Origin of the sequence: Jeotgalicoccus marinus DSM 19772, from assembly GCF_000425825.1 — a bacterium.
Taxonomy (GTDB): domain Bacteria; phylum Bacillota; class Bacilli; order Staphylococcales; family Salinicoccaceae; genus Jeotgalicoccus; species Jeotgalicoccus marinus.
In genome coordinates, this window is sequence record NZ_AUEE01000005.1 from 43710 (window position 1) to 61446 (window position 17737).

Below are 17737 nucleotides of genomic sequence, written 5' to 3' on the forward strand. Positions count from 1 at the left end.
TTTTTAGATAATATTAATAAGCTATACTTAAATTAAAATTGAAAATTTACAAGGGGTGTAATGATGAGAGCATTTTTGTTAATGGCACTCTTATTTATACTTACCGCATGCAGCACAACGGAAGGTAGCACAGACGAAGCGACAGAAGACACAAGCCAAACAGAGGGAACTGAAGCTACTAATGATAATGAATCTGAAGATACAGATGAGAGTACTGATGAATCTTCAACAGAAGAAGATAGTGACTCAGAGAGCGATTCAAGTGAATCAGAAGACAACACTGAGGAAGATTCAGCATCAAGTGAAGCAGCAGAAGAAGAAGATATCGAAATTTCTTTAGATTCAGTTCTTGAAGAAGAAGAGGGCACAATGGTTGACGCTTCTAGAGAGGAACTTGAGGATGAGTTAACAACATTTATAGAAGATAACGATGGTGAAGTAACAGATGAAATGGTCTATGAAAAATTAATAGAAATGCTTGGTGGTCACCCAGATGTTCAAGAAGGTATCGAGTATTTCCAGGACTTTTCAGCTGAGCTTGTTGATTTAACAGATCAACCTGGTGGTTTGAAAGTTGAAGATGGTGAGCTTTCAATGAGAAATAACGTATATATTTTAATGGACAATAGTGGCAGTATGGCGGATGAAATTGATGGCACGACGAAGATGGATGCAGCTAAAGAATCAGTGAACCAGTTTGTTGAAGATATGCCGAATGGTACACAAGTGAGTCTAATCAATTATGGATTCTCAGAAGAAGATAATTCATGTTCAGCAGTTGAAGAAACATTTCCAATTGGTGAGTATAATGAAGCTGAATTTAATGATGCTCTAGGTCAATACGGAAGTGAAGGATTTACACCACTTGCCCTTGCTATTGAAGAAGTCGGTAAAGTGATTGAAGAGAGTGAAGCGACTGGTAGTCATACAATATACGTTGTAAGTGATGGTCAGGAAACTTGTAATGGAGACCCTGTTGCTGCTGTACAAGATCTACCTGAAGATGAGAACATTGAAACAGTGTTAAATATAATTGGCTTTGACATTCAAGATGATGAAGTTCAATCATTGGTAGATATCACTGAGGCTAACGGTGGGGAATACCTATCTGCAACGAATCCTGATGAATTGTCTAGAGTATTAAAACAAGAAAAACTAAATCTCTTTATAAAATATAGAGATTGGTCGAATGAGAACTTAAAAAATATTACTCAAGCAAGTAATGACAAAATGCTAGACAAAACACAAGTATACAATGACGCAGCTACAGCAAACCGTGAAGTTAGTAAATAGTATTAACGGGGTTTTAAATGATGTTTCACAAAGTAGTTCTCAGGAATATCGATATCCAGAAGCTAGAGAAATGGCAGATGAGAGATATCTCTTGGTGAGAGATTTCTTAAGTGAAGCTTATGACGAATCAAGTGAAGATGTAGAGGCTGAAAAAGAAAAACTCCAAGAAACTGTCAATCAAGAATTTGAAGAAATTGAGAGTGAATATAAAGAAGACGCAGAAGAATAGTTATAGTCCCACTAAGTTAAATCAACTAACTTAGTGGGATTTTTGTATGTAATTTGTAGGCTGATTAAATCTGTTTTCACTTTATAATATAAGTAAGATGACGTACAATTAGTTCTTAAGAAAAGTTTAGGGGCAGTTAGTAATGGACAATGAGCAGATGAGAAGATCCGATAAGAAAGAATATAAAACTGTTAAGAAAACAAAACTTAGAAAACGAGGATTTGTTTTCCTTGGTGCAATTGCCTTAATAATAATTATTGCTTTATATATAGTGTTTTCCTATAGATCAGGTTTAAATATTGCTAAAGAAAATGGTGTCGAAACAGAATCAGAAACGTTTGACCCAGTGGACAATAATGATGGTAAGAAGACAATTCTCATCGTTGGTAAAGACCGTATGGATGAAGGTGCAGAACGTACGGATGTCGTGATGATAGGTCAATATGATTATATGAAAAAAGACATGAAACTTGTGTCACTGATGCGTGATATCTATGTAGAAATACCAGGCTATCAAAACTATAAAATAAATGCGGTCTATTCATTAGGTGGTATGGAACTCTTAAGAGAAGTCATTTCACGTAATTTTGGACTAGAAGTAGAAGAATATGTGACCGTAGATTATGAAGCATTTACCGATACTGTAAATGTGATTAACCCAGACGGTATAGAAATTGATGTTGAAAAGGACATGTCAGAAAAAATTGATACGACACTTCATAAAGGTGTTCAACAATTAAATGGGCAGGACTTACTTGCATATGCAAGATTTAGAAATGACGAAGAAGGTGACTTTGGACGTGTGAGACGTCAGCAGCAAGTCCTGTCTGCAATTAAAGATGAAGTTGTCAGTGTAGGCGGTGTTGTTAAACTGCCTAAAATCATAGGAACAGGCATGGGTTATGTTGAAACATCAATGTCCAACAAAGAAATGTACAGAATGATTGCGAGCTTCCTAGTAAGAGGCGATAAGGATATTGATTCAATGACCTTACCTTTAGAAAATACCTATCAATTTATGGATACCAGCTATACTGGAAATGTCATTGATATGGACTTTGAAACGAATAGTGAAGAGTTAAAGAAATTCTTAAATGGTGAGCAAGAGGATTTCTAATAATTTATTTAGATATCTATGTATTACACTATAAGTATTTTAATCTGTAATTCATTAGAACTTATGATACCATGATTACGCACTTAAATAATTTGAGTGATATTAGGAGGCCTCAATGAAAATAAAAGGCGTAATAATTATACTAGGTATATGTTTAATAATGATTCTTGTTGTGTTTACTGAGAGCCTCAATCATAGTAAGACAGACACACCAAAACAAGCTGATGTAATAATCATGCTCGGTGGTGGAGACAAGGGACGCATGCAAAAGGCGGCTGAACTGTATCATGATAACTATGCTGATTATGTCATTATTTCACCAGTAAGAAAGCACATTTACCCACAAACTATAGAATTTGCAACAGAACTAGGAATACCCGAATCAGCAATTATAGAAGAACATGATGCAACAAGTACCTATACAAACGCAACCGAAACCTTAAAACTAATGGATGAATACGAATTCGACAGTGCCCTCGTCGTTACAAGTGACTACCATCTTAAAAGATCTAAAATGATATATGATAGAGTAAACAATAATAAATTCGACTTATCTTACATCTCTGCTCCAAATACAGACGGAAAAGAATGGCACGAGCGTGGTAATACAATGAGTCTGTGGTTTAGTGAATTCTACAAACTCTGGGGCTACCGACTCGGACTATACAACTTTATAGATCAAAGCGATCACGACGAACAAAATCCTAACATCCAAAAATGATGTTAGGATTTTTCATTGGGTTTCGGTTTTTATCGATTAAATTTTAACACACCGAATCATTAGACTTAGGAACCGACAATCCAAATAAAGGTCTAAGATATAAAGCTAAGAAGGTACCACCAATAGCAACAATACCCCAAATATAACCATGAAGACTGAAGGAAGCAATACCACCAAAATAAGCCCCAATATTACAACCAAAAGCTAAACGTGCACCATAGCCCATCACCAGCCCACCAATAACAGAAGCCATAAAATTACCCTTAGTCATCTTAGTGAACTTAAACAATCCACCAGCAGCAGACGCAATAAAGGCGCCTAAAATTACACAAATATTAAGGATAGTCGTCGTATCAGCAAAAATTGACGCCTGTAAAGCAGTCGCCGCTTCACCTTGCCAATATCCCCAACTCGCAACATCAAAACCAAGAATTTCCGCAATTTTAGAACCCCATAAAGCAAAAGCAGAAGTAATCCCCCATGGCTCACCACGAACCATTAAAGTCAAAGCATTTAATACAGCCAACACCACAGCCGCCACCATCATTGGCCAAGACCCTCTAAAAACTCTCTTCCAACCATGAGTAGACGGAACCGTCGCTGCCTTAGGCGCATCTTTCTTTCTCTCAACTACCTTACTTATAAAAGCAATCAATCCAAAGATAAGTAAAGAAACGATTAACGCACCACCATAACCAAGATCAGTAGATGTTGCTAAAGAGAATGTTCCCATTGATGGTAAATCCTCAGTCCAGAACGGTAAATGCGCCGCTCCAATCGTAGTACCAATAATGAAGAAAATTAAGGTAATAAACATAACCGAACGACCAGCACCAATATTAAATAAAGTACCAGACGCACAACCATTACCAAGCTGCATACCAATACCAAATATAAAAGCACCAACGATTAGACTCACACCGACAGGAGAAACATAACCCTTTACCTCAGCACCAAAAAATGAAACCCCAAACGCTAAAATCGGCGCGAAAAGTAAGGTCGCAGTACCCAACATAACCATATGTGCACGGATCGCCTCACCATTACCTACAGACATCAATCGTCGAAAAGCAGAAGTAAAACCAAAGCGAGAGTGAAACAAAGTATATCCCAATAATAATCCTATAATCAGTAGTATCGGTTGAACTACATCTTGAGTTATTGCTAAATATATAAATAAAACCAAACTCACTAAGACACCACTAGTAATCAACCATTTTTGTGGCGGATTTAAAGCTTTCACTTGAGTTTTAGTATTTTTGTTAATATTGCTTACCGTATTTATATTAGAAACCAAGAACAACACTCCTATTCCTACTTATTTACTATGATTTCGTCAGTATAAGAGGGAAGTGGATGTTTGTCAAAGAAAATAATGATACTTATTCAAATTTCACTCTTGATTTACGGAAAAATTCGTGCTATATTTACTCTACTGAACGTTTAGTATAGTAAAATAAGAGGTATAAAAATGAAGAAAAAAGATCAATTACTCATCAATGCAGCAAGAATCGTAAACGAAGAAGGTATTCAAAAACTCACCATGAGCTATCTAGCAGAGGCATCAGAAATCACTAAGGGTGGCATACTTTATCATTTTGAAAACAAGGAAGAATTACTCTACAAAATGAACGAAAAAGTCATCAATGAATTTGAAGACAGTATTCGTGGTTATAAAGCAAACTTAACAGGTCCATACCAATACACTAGAGCATACGCCTTAGCAACTATGGATTACTTAACAGAAATAGAGAATATTCTATTACCTGCAGTATTCATTTCTTCCCACGAAGACAAAAGAAGTAAGGCATATTGGGAAGATACAATTAAACGTTGGGATGAAGCTTTTGAAAATGATCAAGGGGATCAAAATAAGATACTCGAACTCAGAATGATTTGTGACGGAATTTGGTTTACTTTAACCTATAACATCAGCAGTGAATACAAAGAGAAGATGGAGACAGTTGTTAGCAACTATATTCAGTCACTAGAAAAGGAAGTGAATTAAATGCCATACATTTATTTATTAGGCGCAATTTTATCAGAAGTTTTCGGTACAACCATGATGAAATTGACAGCAACAAGTGATAACAAACTCTATATTGTCGGCATTGCAGGCGGTTATATACTCGCGTTTTTCTTACTCTCACTCTCATTAATCAGCTTACCATTAAGCTTTGCCTACGCCGTTTGGAGTGGGGCAGGTACTGCATTCACGGCCATGGTCGGATATCTAGTATTCAAAGAACAAATCACAAAAAATGCACTCATCGGTATCATTTTAATTATTGCCGGTGTTGTGCTGATGAGAGTATAAGGAGAGAACTATGAAATACTTTTTAATATTAACTACATCGATCCTATTTGAAGTATTCGCAACATCCATGCTAAATCTATCTCAAGGCTTTACAGTTTTAGCTCCGACGATTGGTATGTTTATTGGTTACGCCGCATCATTTACCTTATTAGTGATATCCTTAAAAGGTATACCACTTAGCATTGCCTACAGTGTTTGGGCAGGACTAGGCACGGTCGTTACAGCTATAGTTGGTATATTCTTATTTAATGAAGTCCTCACTTTAATCAATATTAGCGGTCTAGCTATTATTATAGTCGGGGTTGTCATTATGAATATGTCTAAGAAAGAAGAGAGTGGAGCAGACGGTGTAGTTTAAGTTCAAATAGATTTAGACTTTCACACACTAACCCCGAGTTGCTGGGAAGAACAACTCGGGGCTTTTTGTGCTTATCGCCTAATCTTTCCTTTGTAATTCAAGCCAGTGCTTGAACAGTTGGACGATACATCCAACGATGACCGGTCCAACAAAATATACAAAAATAGCGTCCATGAACTCCACCCCCTCCCGGAACATATTTCGCCCGGGAAGAATAGGCGATATAATAATTATAACAAAAATAGAACGTGTGTTCGATTTTTTGGCAGGATTTTTTTATTATAAATTAATGTTATTATTGTTCTAAAAGGAGGAGTCGAATGACCTATTCTTTTCAAGGTATCGATCATGTACAAGTTGCAGCACCAAGAAATCAAGAAGATGAAGCGAGAGCATTCTATGGTGACAAGTTAGGATTTCAGGAAATCAAAAAGCCTGATCTCTTAGCCAAAAGAGGCGGCGTTTGGTTTCAGGTCGGTCAACACCAATTACATGTCGGTGTAGAAAACGATTTTCAGCCTGCTAAAAAAGCACATCCTGCCTTTGAAGTTAAAAATATAAAAGACCTAAGAAGTAAACTGATGGAACAAGGTGTAAAGATTAGAGAAGATGATAACTTAGAAGGCGCAGAAAGATTCTATCTTCATGACCCATTTGGTAATAGATTAGAATTTTTAGAGTGGTTATAATTTTATATTAGAACGATTGTATGAAATAAATACTTCAAACTGGTAATATAATTCTGCATATGTTAAATTATAGGTAACAAAAATAGTGTACATGACTTCACACGAACCACCAAACGCTGGGAAGAGCGTCTGGTGGTTTTTTTGTGTTTTAAATTTTATTTAATATTATAAGTGATATAACTTATTAAACATTAAGATCCATGCTAAAATAGAACATATGTTCTTTATAGGAGGGTCTAAATGTATCAATTATATAACTATAATCTATGCCCACAGCGTCATATTTTCTGTGTAGATTTAAAAAGCTTCTTCGCCAGTGTATCTTGTATATTAAAAGGCTTAGATCCTATGAAGGTAAAACTCGCTGTCGTCGGAGATACGAAAAGTATTGGCTCTGTTGTACTCGCAGCGACTCCAGAATTAAAAAAGATTGGCATTAAAACAGGATCTAGATTATTTGAAATTCCTTCAAGAAGTGATATTTATATCATCAATCCATCTATGAAAATATATCTAGATTACACCAAACGCATTACAGAAATTGCTTTGAAATACGTTGCACCAGAAGACTTTCATCAGTATTCAGTTGATGAGTTCTTTATGGATGTCACTCATAGCTACAAACTCTTTGCAGATAGCCCAAAGGAACTTGCTAAACTTATAAAAGATGAAATCTATGAAGAAACAAAGATTGGTTCTGCCATTGGTATCGGCGATAACATGTTACTTAGTAAAGTCGCCTTAGATATTGAAGCCAAGCACATGCCAGATGGTATCACAGAATGGCGTTATCAAGATGTTCCAGACAAACTATGGGATATAAAACCACTGAGTAAGTTTTGGGGCATTAACCACAGAAGTGAAAAGAAACTCAACCAACGTGGCATATTTTCTATAGGAGACTTAGCAAAATATCCCCATACTCATTTAAAAAGAGACTTCGGTATTGTTGGTGTGGACTGGCACTTACACGCTAATGGTATTGATTTCAGTCAGATCAGTAACAAACATGTCGTCCATTCACCATCCATTGCGAAGAGCCAAATACTCATGAGAGATTATCAATTCGAAGAAACCTATGTTGTTTTGTTTGAACATATCGATGAAGTCGTCCATAGAATGCGTTTGATGAAACAACTTGCAAGAACCGTGGCTTTTACACTCGGTACCAAGGGCGGTCATATATATAGAAAGCAATTTACCATTAAAGAAGGATCTAACAACGAAATGGATATTATGAAATTGGTTTGGAAACATATCAACAGAATCGCCGATCCCTATGAACTTTACAGAACCATATCAGTCTCACTATCGAACTTTATACCAGACAGTGCCAAGCAGATTTCACTCTTTCAAGACCCAGACAAATTATTAAGAGAAGAAGCCCTAATGAAGACCATAGATGCTCTAAAAGAAAAATATGGACAACTGTCTATTATGCGAGCCATTAGCTGTACAGAAGCCTCTACCTTGAAATTGAGAGAAGGTTTGATTGCGGGACATAAAAGGTAGAGGGATAATTTAAAAAATTGAAGGAGAGTGTACATATGAAAGATGATTACACTTATGTATCTATGGAATTAAATACACAGGTCAATACAGATTTAAAAATTATTGAAGGGAAAGGAAAGATTAGAAGCTATAATGATGATGACACATATGAAGATATAGGGTTCTTTACAGTATCTATAATGAATATATACAACTTGACTGAGACGAATTTATTTGATGTGTTTGATTCTGTAAATGATGCATTAAGTATATATGAGTATCTTAAGCCACAAATTGATGATAATGATTTTGAAATTGAAGGAATGAACTGGGGATCTTTAATGGTAATTGGTATGATGAATGTCAACAAAAATCACAGAAATAAAGGTATTGGTTCGCAAATATTAAAAGAAATATTAGAGTGGGGTAAGATTGCTGATATGGGTTGTATTATCCTACAAGCCTCAGCATATGAGTCGGAAAAAGAGAATAAGTTAAATGAGTCGAAAAGATTAAAAGAGTTTTACGAGAAAAATGGTTTCCTAGAGTTATCAGAAGACCCAGATAGCCAAGGTTTTTTAATGTACTATGATTTTACTCATGTTTAAGAATTTAAAAAGTTGGCCCCCTTCTTCTATTTTATCCTCATTAGGTTTAATAAAGACCGGAAAGGTAATTATAAGAGATAGAAGGACAGTAAGGAAGTGATGATATGCGGATTACGATATTGATATTATCTATCATCAATTTAATATATTTGATTACCACATTTGCTGCCGATCAGCCTAATAATAATTACCTATCACCACTAGGCTTACCATTCTACATCGCAATTGTTTTAGCACTTTTAAGTGTTGTGATTTTACTCATCAGCAAAACAGGTGAAGGAAGCGCTAAAAAATTAAGCCTCTCTACGATAGGGATTAATATTATTGGAATATTCCTAGTAAGAATATTATTTTTATAGAACTAGGCTAGATGATTATACGTAATAAGACCTGACCTTCAGTGCTGAAAGTCAGGTCTTTATATTTTCAGAGTCATACTTATTTAATCGCTGTTTAGTTTTATATGCATCTGTAAAAGAAAGTAAAACTAACATCCAAAAGACTGGATGGCTGATTCTAAAAAAACTTTCAGTGGAGACGGGAAATACGATATTTAATATAATCACTAATGCTACAACATAGATCGTAGTAATTCTTTGGTATAAATAGGTTTCTTTTAGGTCTTCATACTCTGTCTGACGAAAACTTATAAAAATCGACAGTCCAATTAATCCTAAAATAATTATGAGAACGAAAGACCTACTTAAATTTATAGGCAGTATACTAGAGTAGAAGTCGAGAATGATAACACCAGTTGCAAGAATTGGTACTATTATCCTTAAGTATTTATTCATATAATATCATCCTATTAAACGTTTAAAAATAGTGCTTTAGGTTAATAACAAATAATGTAATTTATATACAAATAACCATTTTAGGGATGGAAAAACAATAAATGTGGAGGTAGAACGAGAAGATGAAACGTTTGGGTAGTGTGATGGTCGTACTAATGCTTGCTGCATGTAGTGGAGATAGTGAAGAAACTGAAAATCAAGAAGCGGTAAGTCTTGAGGAAGACAACCAAGAAGTTGTAGACAACGAAGCGGATGAACATGAAGTAGAAGATAATGAAACAGACACAGCTGAAGAAGAAACGTCAACAGAATCAGAAGCTACAGAAGAAACTGATGAGAATGACGATACTGAAATCGCTGAAACAGAAGACGACATGGAAACGGAAGAGAGTAATCGTGAAGTTGCTGAAACACCAGAGTTTACTGCACGTGAATTCAGTGAAGAAGAAAAACAGGCTATGAATGATGAGTTTTACAACTGGGCAGTCGAACGTGCTGAAATTGGTAATTTGGCTGTAACGGATTATTACTTTGGTCACGGTGCAGCTGGACATGGTGATTGGTATGCATCCACACCACATGGAGATGTTCAAGCACAGGATTTAGATAACCCTGGCTTTGATGCTTTTGATATACACGCAGTAGGTGGCGTAGTATTTTACAATCCCTTAAGTGGTGAGTATGGTGCGGACGAAAACACAGAAGTAGAAAGTACTGCATCCGGTTATCAGACCATGGCAGTAGATGACACAAATATTCACAAGTATATGCTTGCAGATAACGGTGTAGTCTATGAACATATTTCTGCAAAAGAAGAAACCAGTCTGTCTTCTGGATTCGGTGAATACAACGATGATGGTACACGAGGAGAATATACACCAACTTCAGGATTTGAAGTCTCCGGCGACCAAGAGGCACAAAATGAATGGCAAAGAATACTAAGTGAGTATCAATAGACAGTTATTCGTATTATAGGAAGAGGAAAGAAGATATTCTTCAGAATAATAAAAAACAAAATATATCCAAATGGAGGAGTACAAATTGCATAAAAGTTTCAATGTTGATTATTACAAATCTATATATGAAACAGATAATGAAGATGTTTTAAGATCATTTATAAAGGTTTGTGATCATAAATATATTAGAAAACGAGACGATAAAATAAATCATGAGTATCAAGATTTATACAATTTTCTAGAATTACTTAGTACTAAGCTGACAAGTGAGGAAAAGAATGGTTATTTCTTAGGATATAGAATTGATAATAAAATAGATGAAGAATTTGATTTATTAAGATTTAGTGAAAAAGCAATACTGAACGTTGAGTTAAAGACAACCTATCCCAAAAATGGTTTAGAAGACATAACCGATCAATTAAAAAGACATAAATTCATATTGAGTATTTTAAAGAAAAAGGTTTACTCATTTATGTATGTAGCCTCAGAGCAAGTACTTTATAATTTAAATGAAGACAATGTATTGGTAGAGACGGATTTTGATACTTTGGCTGAAATGATAGAAGCAGAGTTTATAAATATAAATGAGTTAGAAGGAATAGATGTAAATAAATTTATAGTATCGCCCTATAGTAACCCGGAGTCATTTAGTCAACATTCTTACTATTTAAGCCAGCATCAAAGAGATATGAAATTAAAAATTATGCAATCTAAGAAACAGAGAATATGTATTGAAGGTGAAGCAGGAACTGGAAAGTCACTTTTACTGTACGACATTGCCAAAGAATTGAGTGATAAAGGTAGTAAAGTATTGATGTTATTCTGTGGTAACCTAAACAATCATGAATACCTTACTGAGGTATTTGGATTTACAGTGAAGCCAATTAAAAGTTATCAGCTGTACATAGAGGACTTTGATATAGTTATGATAGATGAGGCTCAAAGAATATATAAGGAGCAATTAGACAGCATACTAGAATATAAAGAGAAAGATATATATTTTGCTTTTGATCATAGACAAGTACTTTCAATAGAAGAAAAGGCTAGAAAAATCTTTCAGAAGTATAAAGACAATCCGGAATTTGATTTTTATAAATTAAAGAATAAGATACGAACTAACCATGAAACGATTGCATTTATAGAAAAGGTATTAAAGACCAATGTGAAACATCATGAGGATTATGATTATAACAATATTGATATTTCGTATTTTAATGATAAAGAATTAGCGAAAGATTATATTTTAAGCTTGGAGAAGAAGGAGTATGTATGCATAGAGCTTACAGAATATGTAACAAAATCATCAGGTAAAGTTAAAAGGAAGAACGTTAGAAATAATTCTTTGAAAATTCATGATGTAATTGGAAGAGAGTATGAAAAAATAACAATAATTATAGATAAGTACTTCTATTATGATGAAGATGGTTATCTACGTTCAAACTATAGTGAATACTATCCTTATCTTGAAGTTGAGGGCATATACCAAGCTCTAACAAGGTCTAAAGGTAAAGTGACTCTAGTTATAATTAAAAATCCAGAAGTATTTATAAAAATCCAAGAAATATTAACAAGAAAAATAGATAAAGAATCAAAGTGAAATAATTATATTTGAAATCGTGATAAAATTAAATAACTTGATGAACTTTACTAAACCAATGAGTGGAGAGAGTTAATACTTTCGACTATTATAATCGAAGTGCAAACATAAAGATCAAGCCATTCACTATACCAAAGACCAGTGATAGCATGGTTCCAACTAAGACATACTCACTTTCTTTTCTAACAGATTCGCTGGATTTACCCCCAGAGAAGCGGAGAATGGATTTTGCCGCAACTAAGAGTCCTAAGGCTGTGTATTGATTCAACATTACAAATGCGATCGTTAATAATCTTTCACAGTAGCCGATCGTCATTCCAATACGGTCGGTTTCTGTATTTTTCTCACCAGATAAAATCTCTAAGATGATTTTTATAAAGAAGCCGCTGAGTAGATAGAAAATAACACCAACAATAATTAATAAAGTCATCATTTGCCCCCTGACCCGGTAATATCACGTAGCTGATCTAAAAGCACTTCTGAGCTAAGTGAATAGGTAGATTTTACATAATCAATAATCTCAACTAATTGCTTCACCCGTGACAGTTGGACATGTTTAGAAATCGTCGCCACAGACTTATTTGTCTTTGCAGCAATATCCTTTTGACTCATACCTGTTAAATAATACTGCAACACTTCTTGCTGACTTTCAGTTAAATCCCTAAAGATATCCGTCGCATACATTAAGGCAATTTCTATACCTTTTGTCATATGCGGACTTGCAAAATCCTGCATGTTAGATTTCTTTATAGATTGAAGCGACTCTCGAACCGTTTTAATAGACGGATGATTCCAATGCTCAGGATTACCCTCCGGAAAAGGAATATCCACACTATGGAAGCTACACTTTATAGGAAAACCCGAAGCGGGCCATAGAACTTTGACGTAAAGCGACAAAAGGGCAGTGTAATGCTCAGTATCAGAGAGTATGAATAACTCATCACCCATGCGATAATTAACGTATATTTTATTTTGATTTGTATTTAATTCTTGTAATTTTTCCTCGATAAAAGCAAGATGATCATAAATTTCCGCTGGGGCCTTAGTGCTATTAGACACATCCATAATCAACATAGATAAGATAGGAACCATCTCCTTAAACTAGTAAAGATAGTATATATCAATTAGCCTAAAAAAGCGAATTTTATATAATTCGTTTAAATGTACGAAATATAGCAAATAAAATGGAGGATATAAATGGATAATATAAATAGTATTGATTTGATTCCGACTATTATTACATCATCAGTGGCGATTATGGCAGCTATAATAACAGCAAAATTAACCACACATTTTGACCATAAGAATTTTATGAAAAGAGAAGAAGAACAAAGAAATTAAATTGACCTTAGTCTAAATTTTAGCTGTTATCTTTCATACAGATAGCAGCTATTTTTATCGACTAAAATTATGCCTAAACTTAACGATTTTAGGGAATTCGTTTAATAAGGTAAATTTGATTTTGCTTTGAGATGAAACTACTTGTGAAATCTGTTACTATATTAGAGATTAAGAATTGATGAACGGGAGTGCCATTATGCAATTTACAGAATTAAGTTTAGCTGAGTTTAATGACTTTACGAGAGAGAACTTCAGTCATTTCACTCAAACTGAAGAGAACTACCAATTAAAAGTAGACAGTGGCATCGAGACTTATTTAGTCGGTGTGAAAGATCAAGGCACAGTAAAGGCAGCGTGTTTAGTCACTTTAACACCAGTAATGAAGGTATTTAAATACGCATATACAAACAGAGGACCAGTTTTAGATTATAGTGATGAAGCGGTATTCAATACATTTTTTGAAGGACTCACAAACTTCTTAAAACCGAAAAAAGTATTATATCTTAGAGTTGACCCTTATGAAGTGATTAACAAACGTAATCACGAGGGTGAGATTATCGAAAGTATGGAAAACGACTATATCTTCGATAACTTTAAAGCACTCGGCTATAATCACGACGGCTTTAGAAACGGCTTCGACCCGATTGTGCAAGTGCGTTGGCATTCTGTCTTAGATTTAACTGATAAAGACGAAAAACAAGTTTTTGATGACATGGATAACCTAAGACGAAGAAACATTAAGAAGGCTGAGAAGCACGGACTACACATTAAATATTTAGACTTAGACAACATCGATATCTTCCGTAAATTTATGAAAGATACATCAGAAATGAAATCCTTCTTTGATAGAGATGACAGCTTTTACATTGACCGTAAGAAGTACTTTAAAGACCAAGTCTTGATTCCAATGGTTTACGTAGATCTTGAAGACTATACTGAGTCCATTGCTAATGACAAAACTAAGATGCAAAAGAATATAGATAAGGCACAAAAAGCCTTAGACAGAGATCCAGACAACGAGAAAAATCAAAACAAAATTAAGAATCTAACAGAACAAATTGAAAACATAGATGCGAAGTTACAAGAAGGGGAAGAACTCCTACAGACACATGGAAAAGAATTGCCACTATCCAGTGCCTACTTCATTGTTACACCACACGAAGTAACTTACCTTTCCGGTGGAACAGACAATGACTTTAGACACTTTGCGGGATCATATCTCATTCAGTGGACAATGATTAAATATGCATTAGACCAAGGTATAGACCAATACAACTTCTATGGAATCAGTGGAGATTTCACTGAAAATGCCGAAGACTATGGTGTTATACAATTTAAGAAAGGCTTTAATGCGGTCGTTAATGAGTACATCGGGGACTTTATTAAACCAATCAACGGACCAGCTTACAAAGCCTATCAAGCAATTAATAAAATAAGAGGATAGAATTGGGAGCAGCGTGAAAATTACTTTTCACGCTGTTTTTTGGTAGAAGAGAGATTTCATTGACTTATAAGATGAGTATATTGGTAGATGTCCCACGACATTGTCCACTAAACAGCACTTTATCATGCCTAAACTTATCTCATACTGTGATATAGTTGAATTAAAGCATATAAGAAGGTAAAATATTTTATTGATTAAAAGAAGACTTTTAAGAGAGTGTGAAATTATGAAATTCTTGGAACTTACTGATGAGGAATATCAATCTTTTATAGAGGAAGGGCATGAGTCAGCCTTCTTCCAAATGATAGAGAATAAAAAGAACCGTGAAATGGATGGGCAAGAGGTAAAATTAGTCGGTGTGAAAGACGATAGTGACAAAGTCATTGCTGCTTGTCTATTCACCTTACAGCCAACGGTAATGGGTAAGTATTTCTATTACTCTAACCGTGGACCGGTCTTAGATTACCACAACCTCGACCTCGTTAAATTCTTCTTTGAAGGTTTAACGGATTATTTAAGTAAAAATAAATGTTCTTACGTTAAAGTCGATCCAAACTGGATCTACAAAAAGTACGACAAGGATGTTAATGAAAAAACGGATTATGAACCAAAAGATGATGTCATCGAGCTTTTAGAGTCTCTTGGTTATGCACATGAAGGCTTCACACGTGGCTATTCTAAAACATCTCAAGCGCGTTGGATGAGTGTCCTAGATATGTCTCCATTTAATAACGAGCAGGAATTGATTAAATCATTCGATTCCCAGCGTAAACGCAATATGAAAAAGGTTCAAAAGTATGGCGTAGAGCTTAGATTCTTAGAAGTGGATGAGATTGATAAGTTTGTGAAGCTTTATGCTGATACTTCTGAACGTCAAGGCTTCTTTACACACCCTGATCCAAAACGCTATTTCTCAAACTTTAAAAAAGCATACGGAGACAAGGTTTTAATTCCATATGCTTATATTGAGCTAGACAAATATGTCGCTAATTTAACGAGTGAATTAGAAGATGTTGAAGGTCGTTTAGTTACCATGCAAGCTAAAGAAAACAAAAACGATAAAACACTCAACAAGATTAAAGAGTTAGAAAAACAAGTAGCAAACTTAACGAAAGATTTAGAAGAGGCTAAAGTCATTCATGATAAGGAAGGCAACGTCTTAGATCTTGCTGCTGGAATCTACTTTGAAACACCTTATGAACTCGTTTATAATTCAGGTGCGAGTACGTCTGAATACCCACAGTTTGTTGGACCATACAAGATGCACTTAGAAATGATGAAGTATTGTATAGACAATAATATCGACAGATATAACTTCTATGGTGTCAGTGGGGACTTCTCAGAAGACGGGGAGGACTATGGTGTGTATAGATTTAAGCGTGGATTTAACGCTGAAATTGAAGAACTTGTAGGTGACTTTGTAAAAGTCATTGCACCATTCCAACACAACGTTTATAAAGTGAAAGCAAAACTCGGACTCAATAAGTAAAATAGAGAAGGGTTGGTCCAGAAATGGAAGTAAAACCAATATCAGAACAAGAATTTAAAACATTTCTTGAGGATTATGATGGTCATATGCACTATTTTCATGACGAAATGTTCTATGATTACATTTCGAAGGTTAATGAGACCCATCTCTTAGGGCTCTTTGACAATGAAACAGTCATTGGTGTATCCATGCTGAGTGCGACATCTGTCCTAAAGAAATTTAGACTGTTTACATCCCACACTGGGCCTTTATTACAAGATTTTTCTAATGATAAGTTAGAATTTTTCTTAAAAGAAATTGACCAGTATGCAAAGAAAAATGGTGCACTGCAAATGATTCACTCGCCATATACGGTCTATCAAATGCGTGACCATGACGGAAACATAATAGAAGATGATAGCCGAAATAATCACGATATTATTAAAATCTATGAAGACTTAGGCTATAACCATCACGGTTTTACAACAGAGCTCATCACGGAAGAACTACTGAGATATCAAGCAGTAATCGATGTCGATAAGCCTCTAGATGACATCTTAAAACAGATGGACACAACAACGCGTTACAATACCCGTCAAACTGAGCTTATGCCTCTAGAACTAAGACTTTTAGAAGAAGATCAGTACGATAAGTTTATCGATATCTATAAGGAAACAGAAGAAAGAATCGGTTTTGATCCAGTGCCAAGAGAGAAGGTTAAAAACCTCTTAAATACTCTTAAAGACCGTATGTTTCTAGTCTTAACCCATGTCAATGTGGATAAATATCTTACTCAATTAGAAGCTGAACGCCAAGAAGAACTTAATAATATCGCTGAAATTGAAGAAAAAAAAGCAAATGGTACAGCAACAAAACGTGAGAAAAAACGTATTAATGAACACAAAGAACAATTGGCAAGTAAAGATAAGCGTATAGAAAAGATGGAAAGCTTCAAGGCAGAATTCGGCATAGAACTCGATCTATCCGTTGGTATGTATTATTACAATAATCAAGAGATGGTGTATCTGTTTAGTGGCAGTTACCCAGAACTATCCTTCTTTAAAGGAACGAATTTTGCTACTTGGGAAATGATTAAAAAAGCGAAAGAATTAGGTCTGAAACGCTTTAATTTCTTCGGTTTAACTGGTGATTTTACAGAAGACTCCAAGGATTACGGTGTGTATAGATTTAAGCGTGGCTATACACCATATATAGAAGAACTACCAGGTACCTTTGATAAGGTGTTTAATAAGCCTGTTTATTTATTAGCAAAAAAATTAGGAAAAATATAGCTTGAAAACCAGAACTGAAAAG

At 34.9% G+C, this 17737-nt stretch carries 21 protein-coding genes; 17 read left to right on the forward strand and 4 right to left on the reverse strand.

The annotated features are described in order from the left end of the window. Positions 1 to 63: 63 nt before the first annotated feature. The 4 genes from H624_RS12175 (at position 64) to H624_RS11530 (ending at position 3360) form a co-directional block, all read left to right on the forward strand. On the forward strand, positions 64 to 1293 hold the full coding sequence (locus tag H624_RS12175) for a vWA domain-containing protein (RefSeq protein ID WP_051220452.1): 1230 nt from the start codon (positions 64 to 66) through the stop codon (positions 1291 to 1293). Beyond that, a complete protein-coding gene (locus tag H624_RS12525) occupies positions 1277 to 1522 on the forward strand; it encodes a hypothetical protein (protein ID WP_156889131.1) in 246 nt (81 codons plus the stop codon). The genes H624_RS12175 and H624_RS12525 overlap by 17 nt, the downstream gene beginning before the upstream one ends. Positions 1523 to 1664: 142 nt before the next feature. Continuing rightward, complete coding sequence (locus H624_RS0102890) at positions 1665 to 2639, forward strand: LCP family protein (protein WP_026866249.1); 975 nt, start codon at positions 1665 to 1667, stop codon at positions 2637 to 2639. A 115-nt stretch (positions 2640 to 2754) separates the two neighbouring features. Beyond that, positions 2755 to 3360: a YdcF family protein gene (locus tag H624_RS11530; RefSeq protein ID WP_051220453.1), complete on the forward strand. Its 606-nt coding sequence runs from the start codon at positions 2755 to 2757 to the stop codon at positions 3358 to 3360. A 43-nt stretch (positions 3361 to 3403) separates the two neighbouring features. Here H624_RS11530 and H624_RS0102900 read toward each other — a convergent pair whose 3' ends face one another. Beyond that, positions 3404 to 4645: a YeeE/YedE family protein gene (locus tag H624_RS0102900; protein ID WP_051220466.1), complete on the reverse strand. Its 1242-nt coding sequence runs from the start codon at positions 4643 to 4645 to the stop codon at positions 3404 to 3406. A 186-nt stretch (positions 4646 to 4831) separates the two neighbouring features. On the opposite strand from H624_RS0102900, the gene H624_RS0102905 reads away from it, so the two are divergent. From H624_RS0102905 to H624_RS0102915, 3 genes are read left to right on the forward strand one after another with little or no spacing between them, the layout of a single operon-like run. Further along, positions 4832 to 5368 (forward strand): TetR/AcrR family transcriptional regulator, encoded by a 537-nt coding sequence (locus H624_RS0102905; RefSeq protein WP_026866251.1) that lies wholly within the window; start codon positions 4832 to 4834, stop codon positions 5366 to 5368. Then, the gene (locus H624_RS0102910) at positions 5369 to 5677 is read left to right on the forward strand and encodes a DMT family transporter (protein ID WP_026866252.1); all 309 of its coding nucleotides are present in this window, start codon (positions 5369 to 5371) and stop codon (positions 5675 to 5677) included. Between the two features lie 10 nt (positions 5678 to 5687). Next, a complete protein-coding gene (locus H624_RS0102915; protein WP_026866253.1) occupies positions 5688 to 6035 on the forward strand; it encodes a DMT family transporter in 348 nt (115 codons plus the stop codon). A 78-nt stretch (positions 6036 to 6113) separates the two neighbouring features. Here H624_RS0102915 and H624_RS12530 read toward each other — a convergent pair whose 3' ends face one another. Beyond that, positions 6114 to 6209 (reverse strand): type I toxin-antitoxin system Fst family toxin, encoded by a 96-nt coding sequence (locus tag H624_RS12530; protein ID WP_152023464.1) that lies wholly within the window; start codon positions 6207 to 6209, stop codon positions 6114 to 6116. 146 nt (positions 6210 to 6355) lie between these two features. On the opposite strand from H624_RS12530, the gene H624_RS0102925 reads away from it, so the two are divergent. The 6 genes from H624_RS0102925 (at position 6356) to H624_RS0102955 (ending at position 12170) form a co-directional block, all read left to right on the forward strand. Continuing rightward, the gene (locus H624_RS0102925; RefSeq protein ID WP_026866254.1) at positions 6356 to 6724 is read left to right on the forward strand and encodes a VOC family protein; all 369 of its coding nucleotides are present in this window, start codon (positions 6356 to 6358) and stop codon (positions 6722 to 6724) included. A 240-nt stretch (positions 6725 to 6964) separates the two neighbouring features. Beyond that, the gene (locus H624_RS0102930; RefSeq protein ID WP_026866255.1) at positions 6965 to 8236 is read left to right on the forward strand and encodes a Y-family DNA polymerase; all 1272 of its coding nucleotides are present in this window, start codon (positions 6965 to 6967) and stop codon (positions 8234 to 8236) included. Between the two features lie 35 nt (positions 8237 to 8271). Beyond that, entirely contained in the window at positions 8272 to 8823 is a 552-nt protein-coding gene (locus H624_RS0102935) for a GNAT family N-acetyltransferase (protein WP_026866256.1), read from the forward strand. A 104-nt stretch (positions 8824 to 8927) separates the two neighbouring features. Beyond that, positions 8928 to 9182, forward strand: a complete 255-nt coding sequence (locus H624_RS0102940; RefSeq protein ID WP_026866257.1) for a hypothetical protein — start codon at positions 8928 to 8930, stop codon at positions 9180 to 9182. 557 nt (positions 9183 to 9739) lie between these two features. Further along, on the forward strand, positions 9740 to 10573 hold the full coding sequence (locus H624_RS12180) for a hypothetical protein (protein ID WP_051220454.1): 834 nt from the start codon (positions 9740 to 9742) through the stop codon (positions 10571 to 10573). Between the two features lie 85 nt (positions 10574 to 10658). After that, positions 10659 to 12170 (forward strand): DNA/RNA helicase domain-containing protein, encoded by a 1512-nt coding sequence (locus H624_RS0102955; protein WP_026866259.1) that lies wholly within the window; start codon positions 10659 to 10661, stop codon positions 12168 to 12170. A gap of 88 nt (positions 12171 to 12258) precedes the next feature. Here the strand turns inward: H624_RS0102955 and H624_RS0102960 are convergent, their stop codons facing one another. Both H624_RS0102960 and H624_RS0102965 read right to left on the reverse strand, forming a co-directional pair. Further along, positions 12259 to 12600 (reverse strand): hypothetical protein, encoded by a 342-nt coding sequence (locus H624_RS0102960; RefSeq protein WP_245570558.1) that lies wholly within the window; start codon positions 12598 to 12600, stop codon positions 12259 to 12261. Further along, entirely contained in the window at positions 12600 to 13229 is a 630-nt protein-coding gene (locus H624_RS0102965) for a helix-turn-helix transcriptional regulator (protein ID WP_166626720.1), read from the reverse strand. Before H624_RS0102965 ends, H624_RS0102960 begins: the two co-directional genes overlap by 1 nt. A 138-nt stretch (positions 13230 to 13367) precedes the next feature. Here H624_RS0102965 and H624_RS12535 point away from each other — a divergent pair, with 138 nt between their 5' ends. From H624_RS12535 to H624_RS0102985, 4 genes are all read left to right on the forward strand, one after another. After that, positions 13368 to 13511: a hypothetical protein gene (locus H624_RS12535; RefSeq protein WP_156889133.1), complete on the forward strand. Its 144-nt coding sequence runs from the start codon at positions 13368 to 13370 to the stop codon at positions 13509 to 13511. A 196-nt stretch (positions 13512 to 13707) separates the two neighbouring features. Next, entirely contained in the window at positions 13708 to 14955 is a 1248-nt protein-coding gene (locus H624_RS0102975) for an aminoacyltransferase (protein ID WP_026866262.1), read from the forward strand. Positions 14956 to 15181: 226 nt separating this feature from the next. Continuing rightward, the gene (locus H624_RS0102980; protein ID WP_026866263.1) at positions 15182 to 16444 is read left to right on the forward strand and encodes an aminoacyltransferase; all 1263 of its coding nucleotides are present in this window, start codon (positions 15182 to 15184) and stop codon (positions 16442 to 16444) included. 23 nt (positions 16445 to 16467) lie between these two features. After that, positions 16468 to 17715 carry a peptidoglycan bridge formation glycyltransferase FemA/FemB family protein gene (locus H624_RS0102985; protein WP_026866264.1) on the forward strand — a complete coding sequence of 416 codons (1248 nt, stop codon included), beginning with the start codon at positions 16468 to 16470 and terminating at the stop codon, positions 17713 to 17715. The last annotated feature ends 22 nt before the right edge of the window (positions 17716 to 17737 follow it).

What these genes read in the sequence shown, in the direction of transcription:
- H624_RS12180 (WP_051220454.1), top strand. Translation starts at nt 9,740, where the DNA reads ATGAAACGTTTGGGTAGTGTGATGGTCGTACTAATGCTTGCTGCATGT.
- H624_RS11530 (WP_051220453.1), top strand. Translation starts at nt 2,755, where the DNA reads ATGAAAATAAAAGGCGTAATAATTATACTAGGTATATGTTTAATAATG.
- H624_RS0102910 (WP_026866252.1), top strand. Translation starts at nt 5,369, where the DNA reads ATGCCATACATTTATTTATTAGGCGCAATTTTATCAGAAGTTTTCGGT.
- H624_RS0102980 (WP_026866263.1), top strand. Translation starts at nt 15,182, where the DNA reads ATGAAATTCTTGGAACTTACTGATGAGGAATATCAATCTTTTATAGAG.
- H624_RS0102935 (WP_026866256.1), top strand. Translation starts at nt 8,272, where the DNA reads ATGAAAGATGATTACACTTATGTATCTATGGAATTAAATACACAGGTC.
- H624_RS0102960 (WP_245570558.1), bottom strand. Translation starts at nt 12,600, where the DNA reads ATGACTTTATTAATTATTGTTGGTGTTATTTTCTATCTACTCAGCGGC.
- H624_RS0102985 (WP_026866264.1), top strand. Translation starts at nt 16,468, where the DNA reads ATGGAAGTAAAACCAATATCAGAACAAGAATTTAAAACATTTCTTGAG.
- H624_RS0102925 (WP_026866254.1), top strand. Translation starts at nt 6,356, where the DNA reads ATGACCTATTCTTTTCAAGGTATCGATCATGTACAAGTTGCAGCACCA.
- H624_RS12175 (WP_051220452.1), top strand. Translation starts at nt 64, where the DNA reads ATGAGAGCATTTTTGTTAATGGCACTCTTATTTATACTTACCGCATGC.
- H624_RS0102975 (WP_026866262.1), top strand. Translation starts at nt 13,708, where the DNA reads ATGCAATTTACAGAATTAAGTTTAGCTGAGTTTAATGACTTTACGAGA.
- H624_RS12530 (WP_152023464.1), bottom strand. Translation starts at nt 6,209, where the DNA reads ATGGACGCTATTTTTGTATATTTTGTTGGACCGGTCATCGTTGGATGT.
- H624_RS0102930 (WP_026866255.1), top strand. Translation starts at nt 6,965, where the DNA reads ATGTATCAATTATATAACTATAATCTATGCCCACAGCGTCATATTTTC.
- H624_RS12535 (WP_156889133.1), top strand. Translation starts at nt 13,368, where the DNA reads ATGGATAATATAAATAGTATTGATTTGATTCCGACTATTATTACATCA.
- H624_RS0102915 (WP_026866253.1), top strand. Translation starts at nt 5,688, where the DNA reads ATGAAATACTTTTTAATATTAACTACATCGATCCTATTTGAAGTATTC.
- H624_RS0102940 (WP_026866257.1), top strand. Translation starts at nt 8,928, where the DNA reads ATGCGGATTACGATATTGATATTATCTATCATCAATTTAATATATTTG.
- H624_RS0102905 (WP_026866251.1), top strand. Translation starts at nt 4,832, where the DNA reads ATGAAGAAAAAAGATCAATTACTCATCAATGCAGCAAGAATCGTAAAC.
- H624_RS0102890 (WP_026866249.1), top strand. Translation starts at nt 1,665, where the DNA reads ATGGACAATGAGCAGATGAGAAGATCCGATAAGAAAGAATATAAAACT.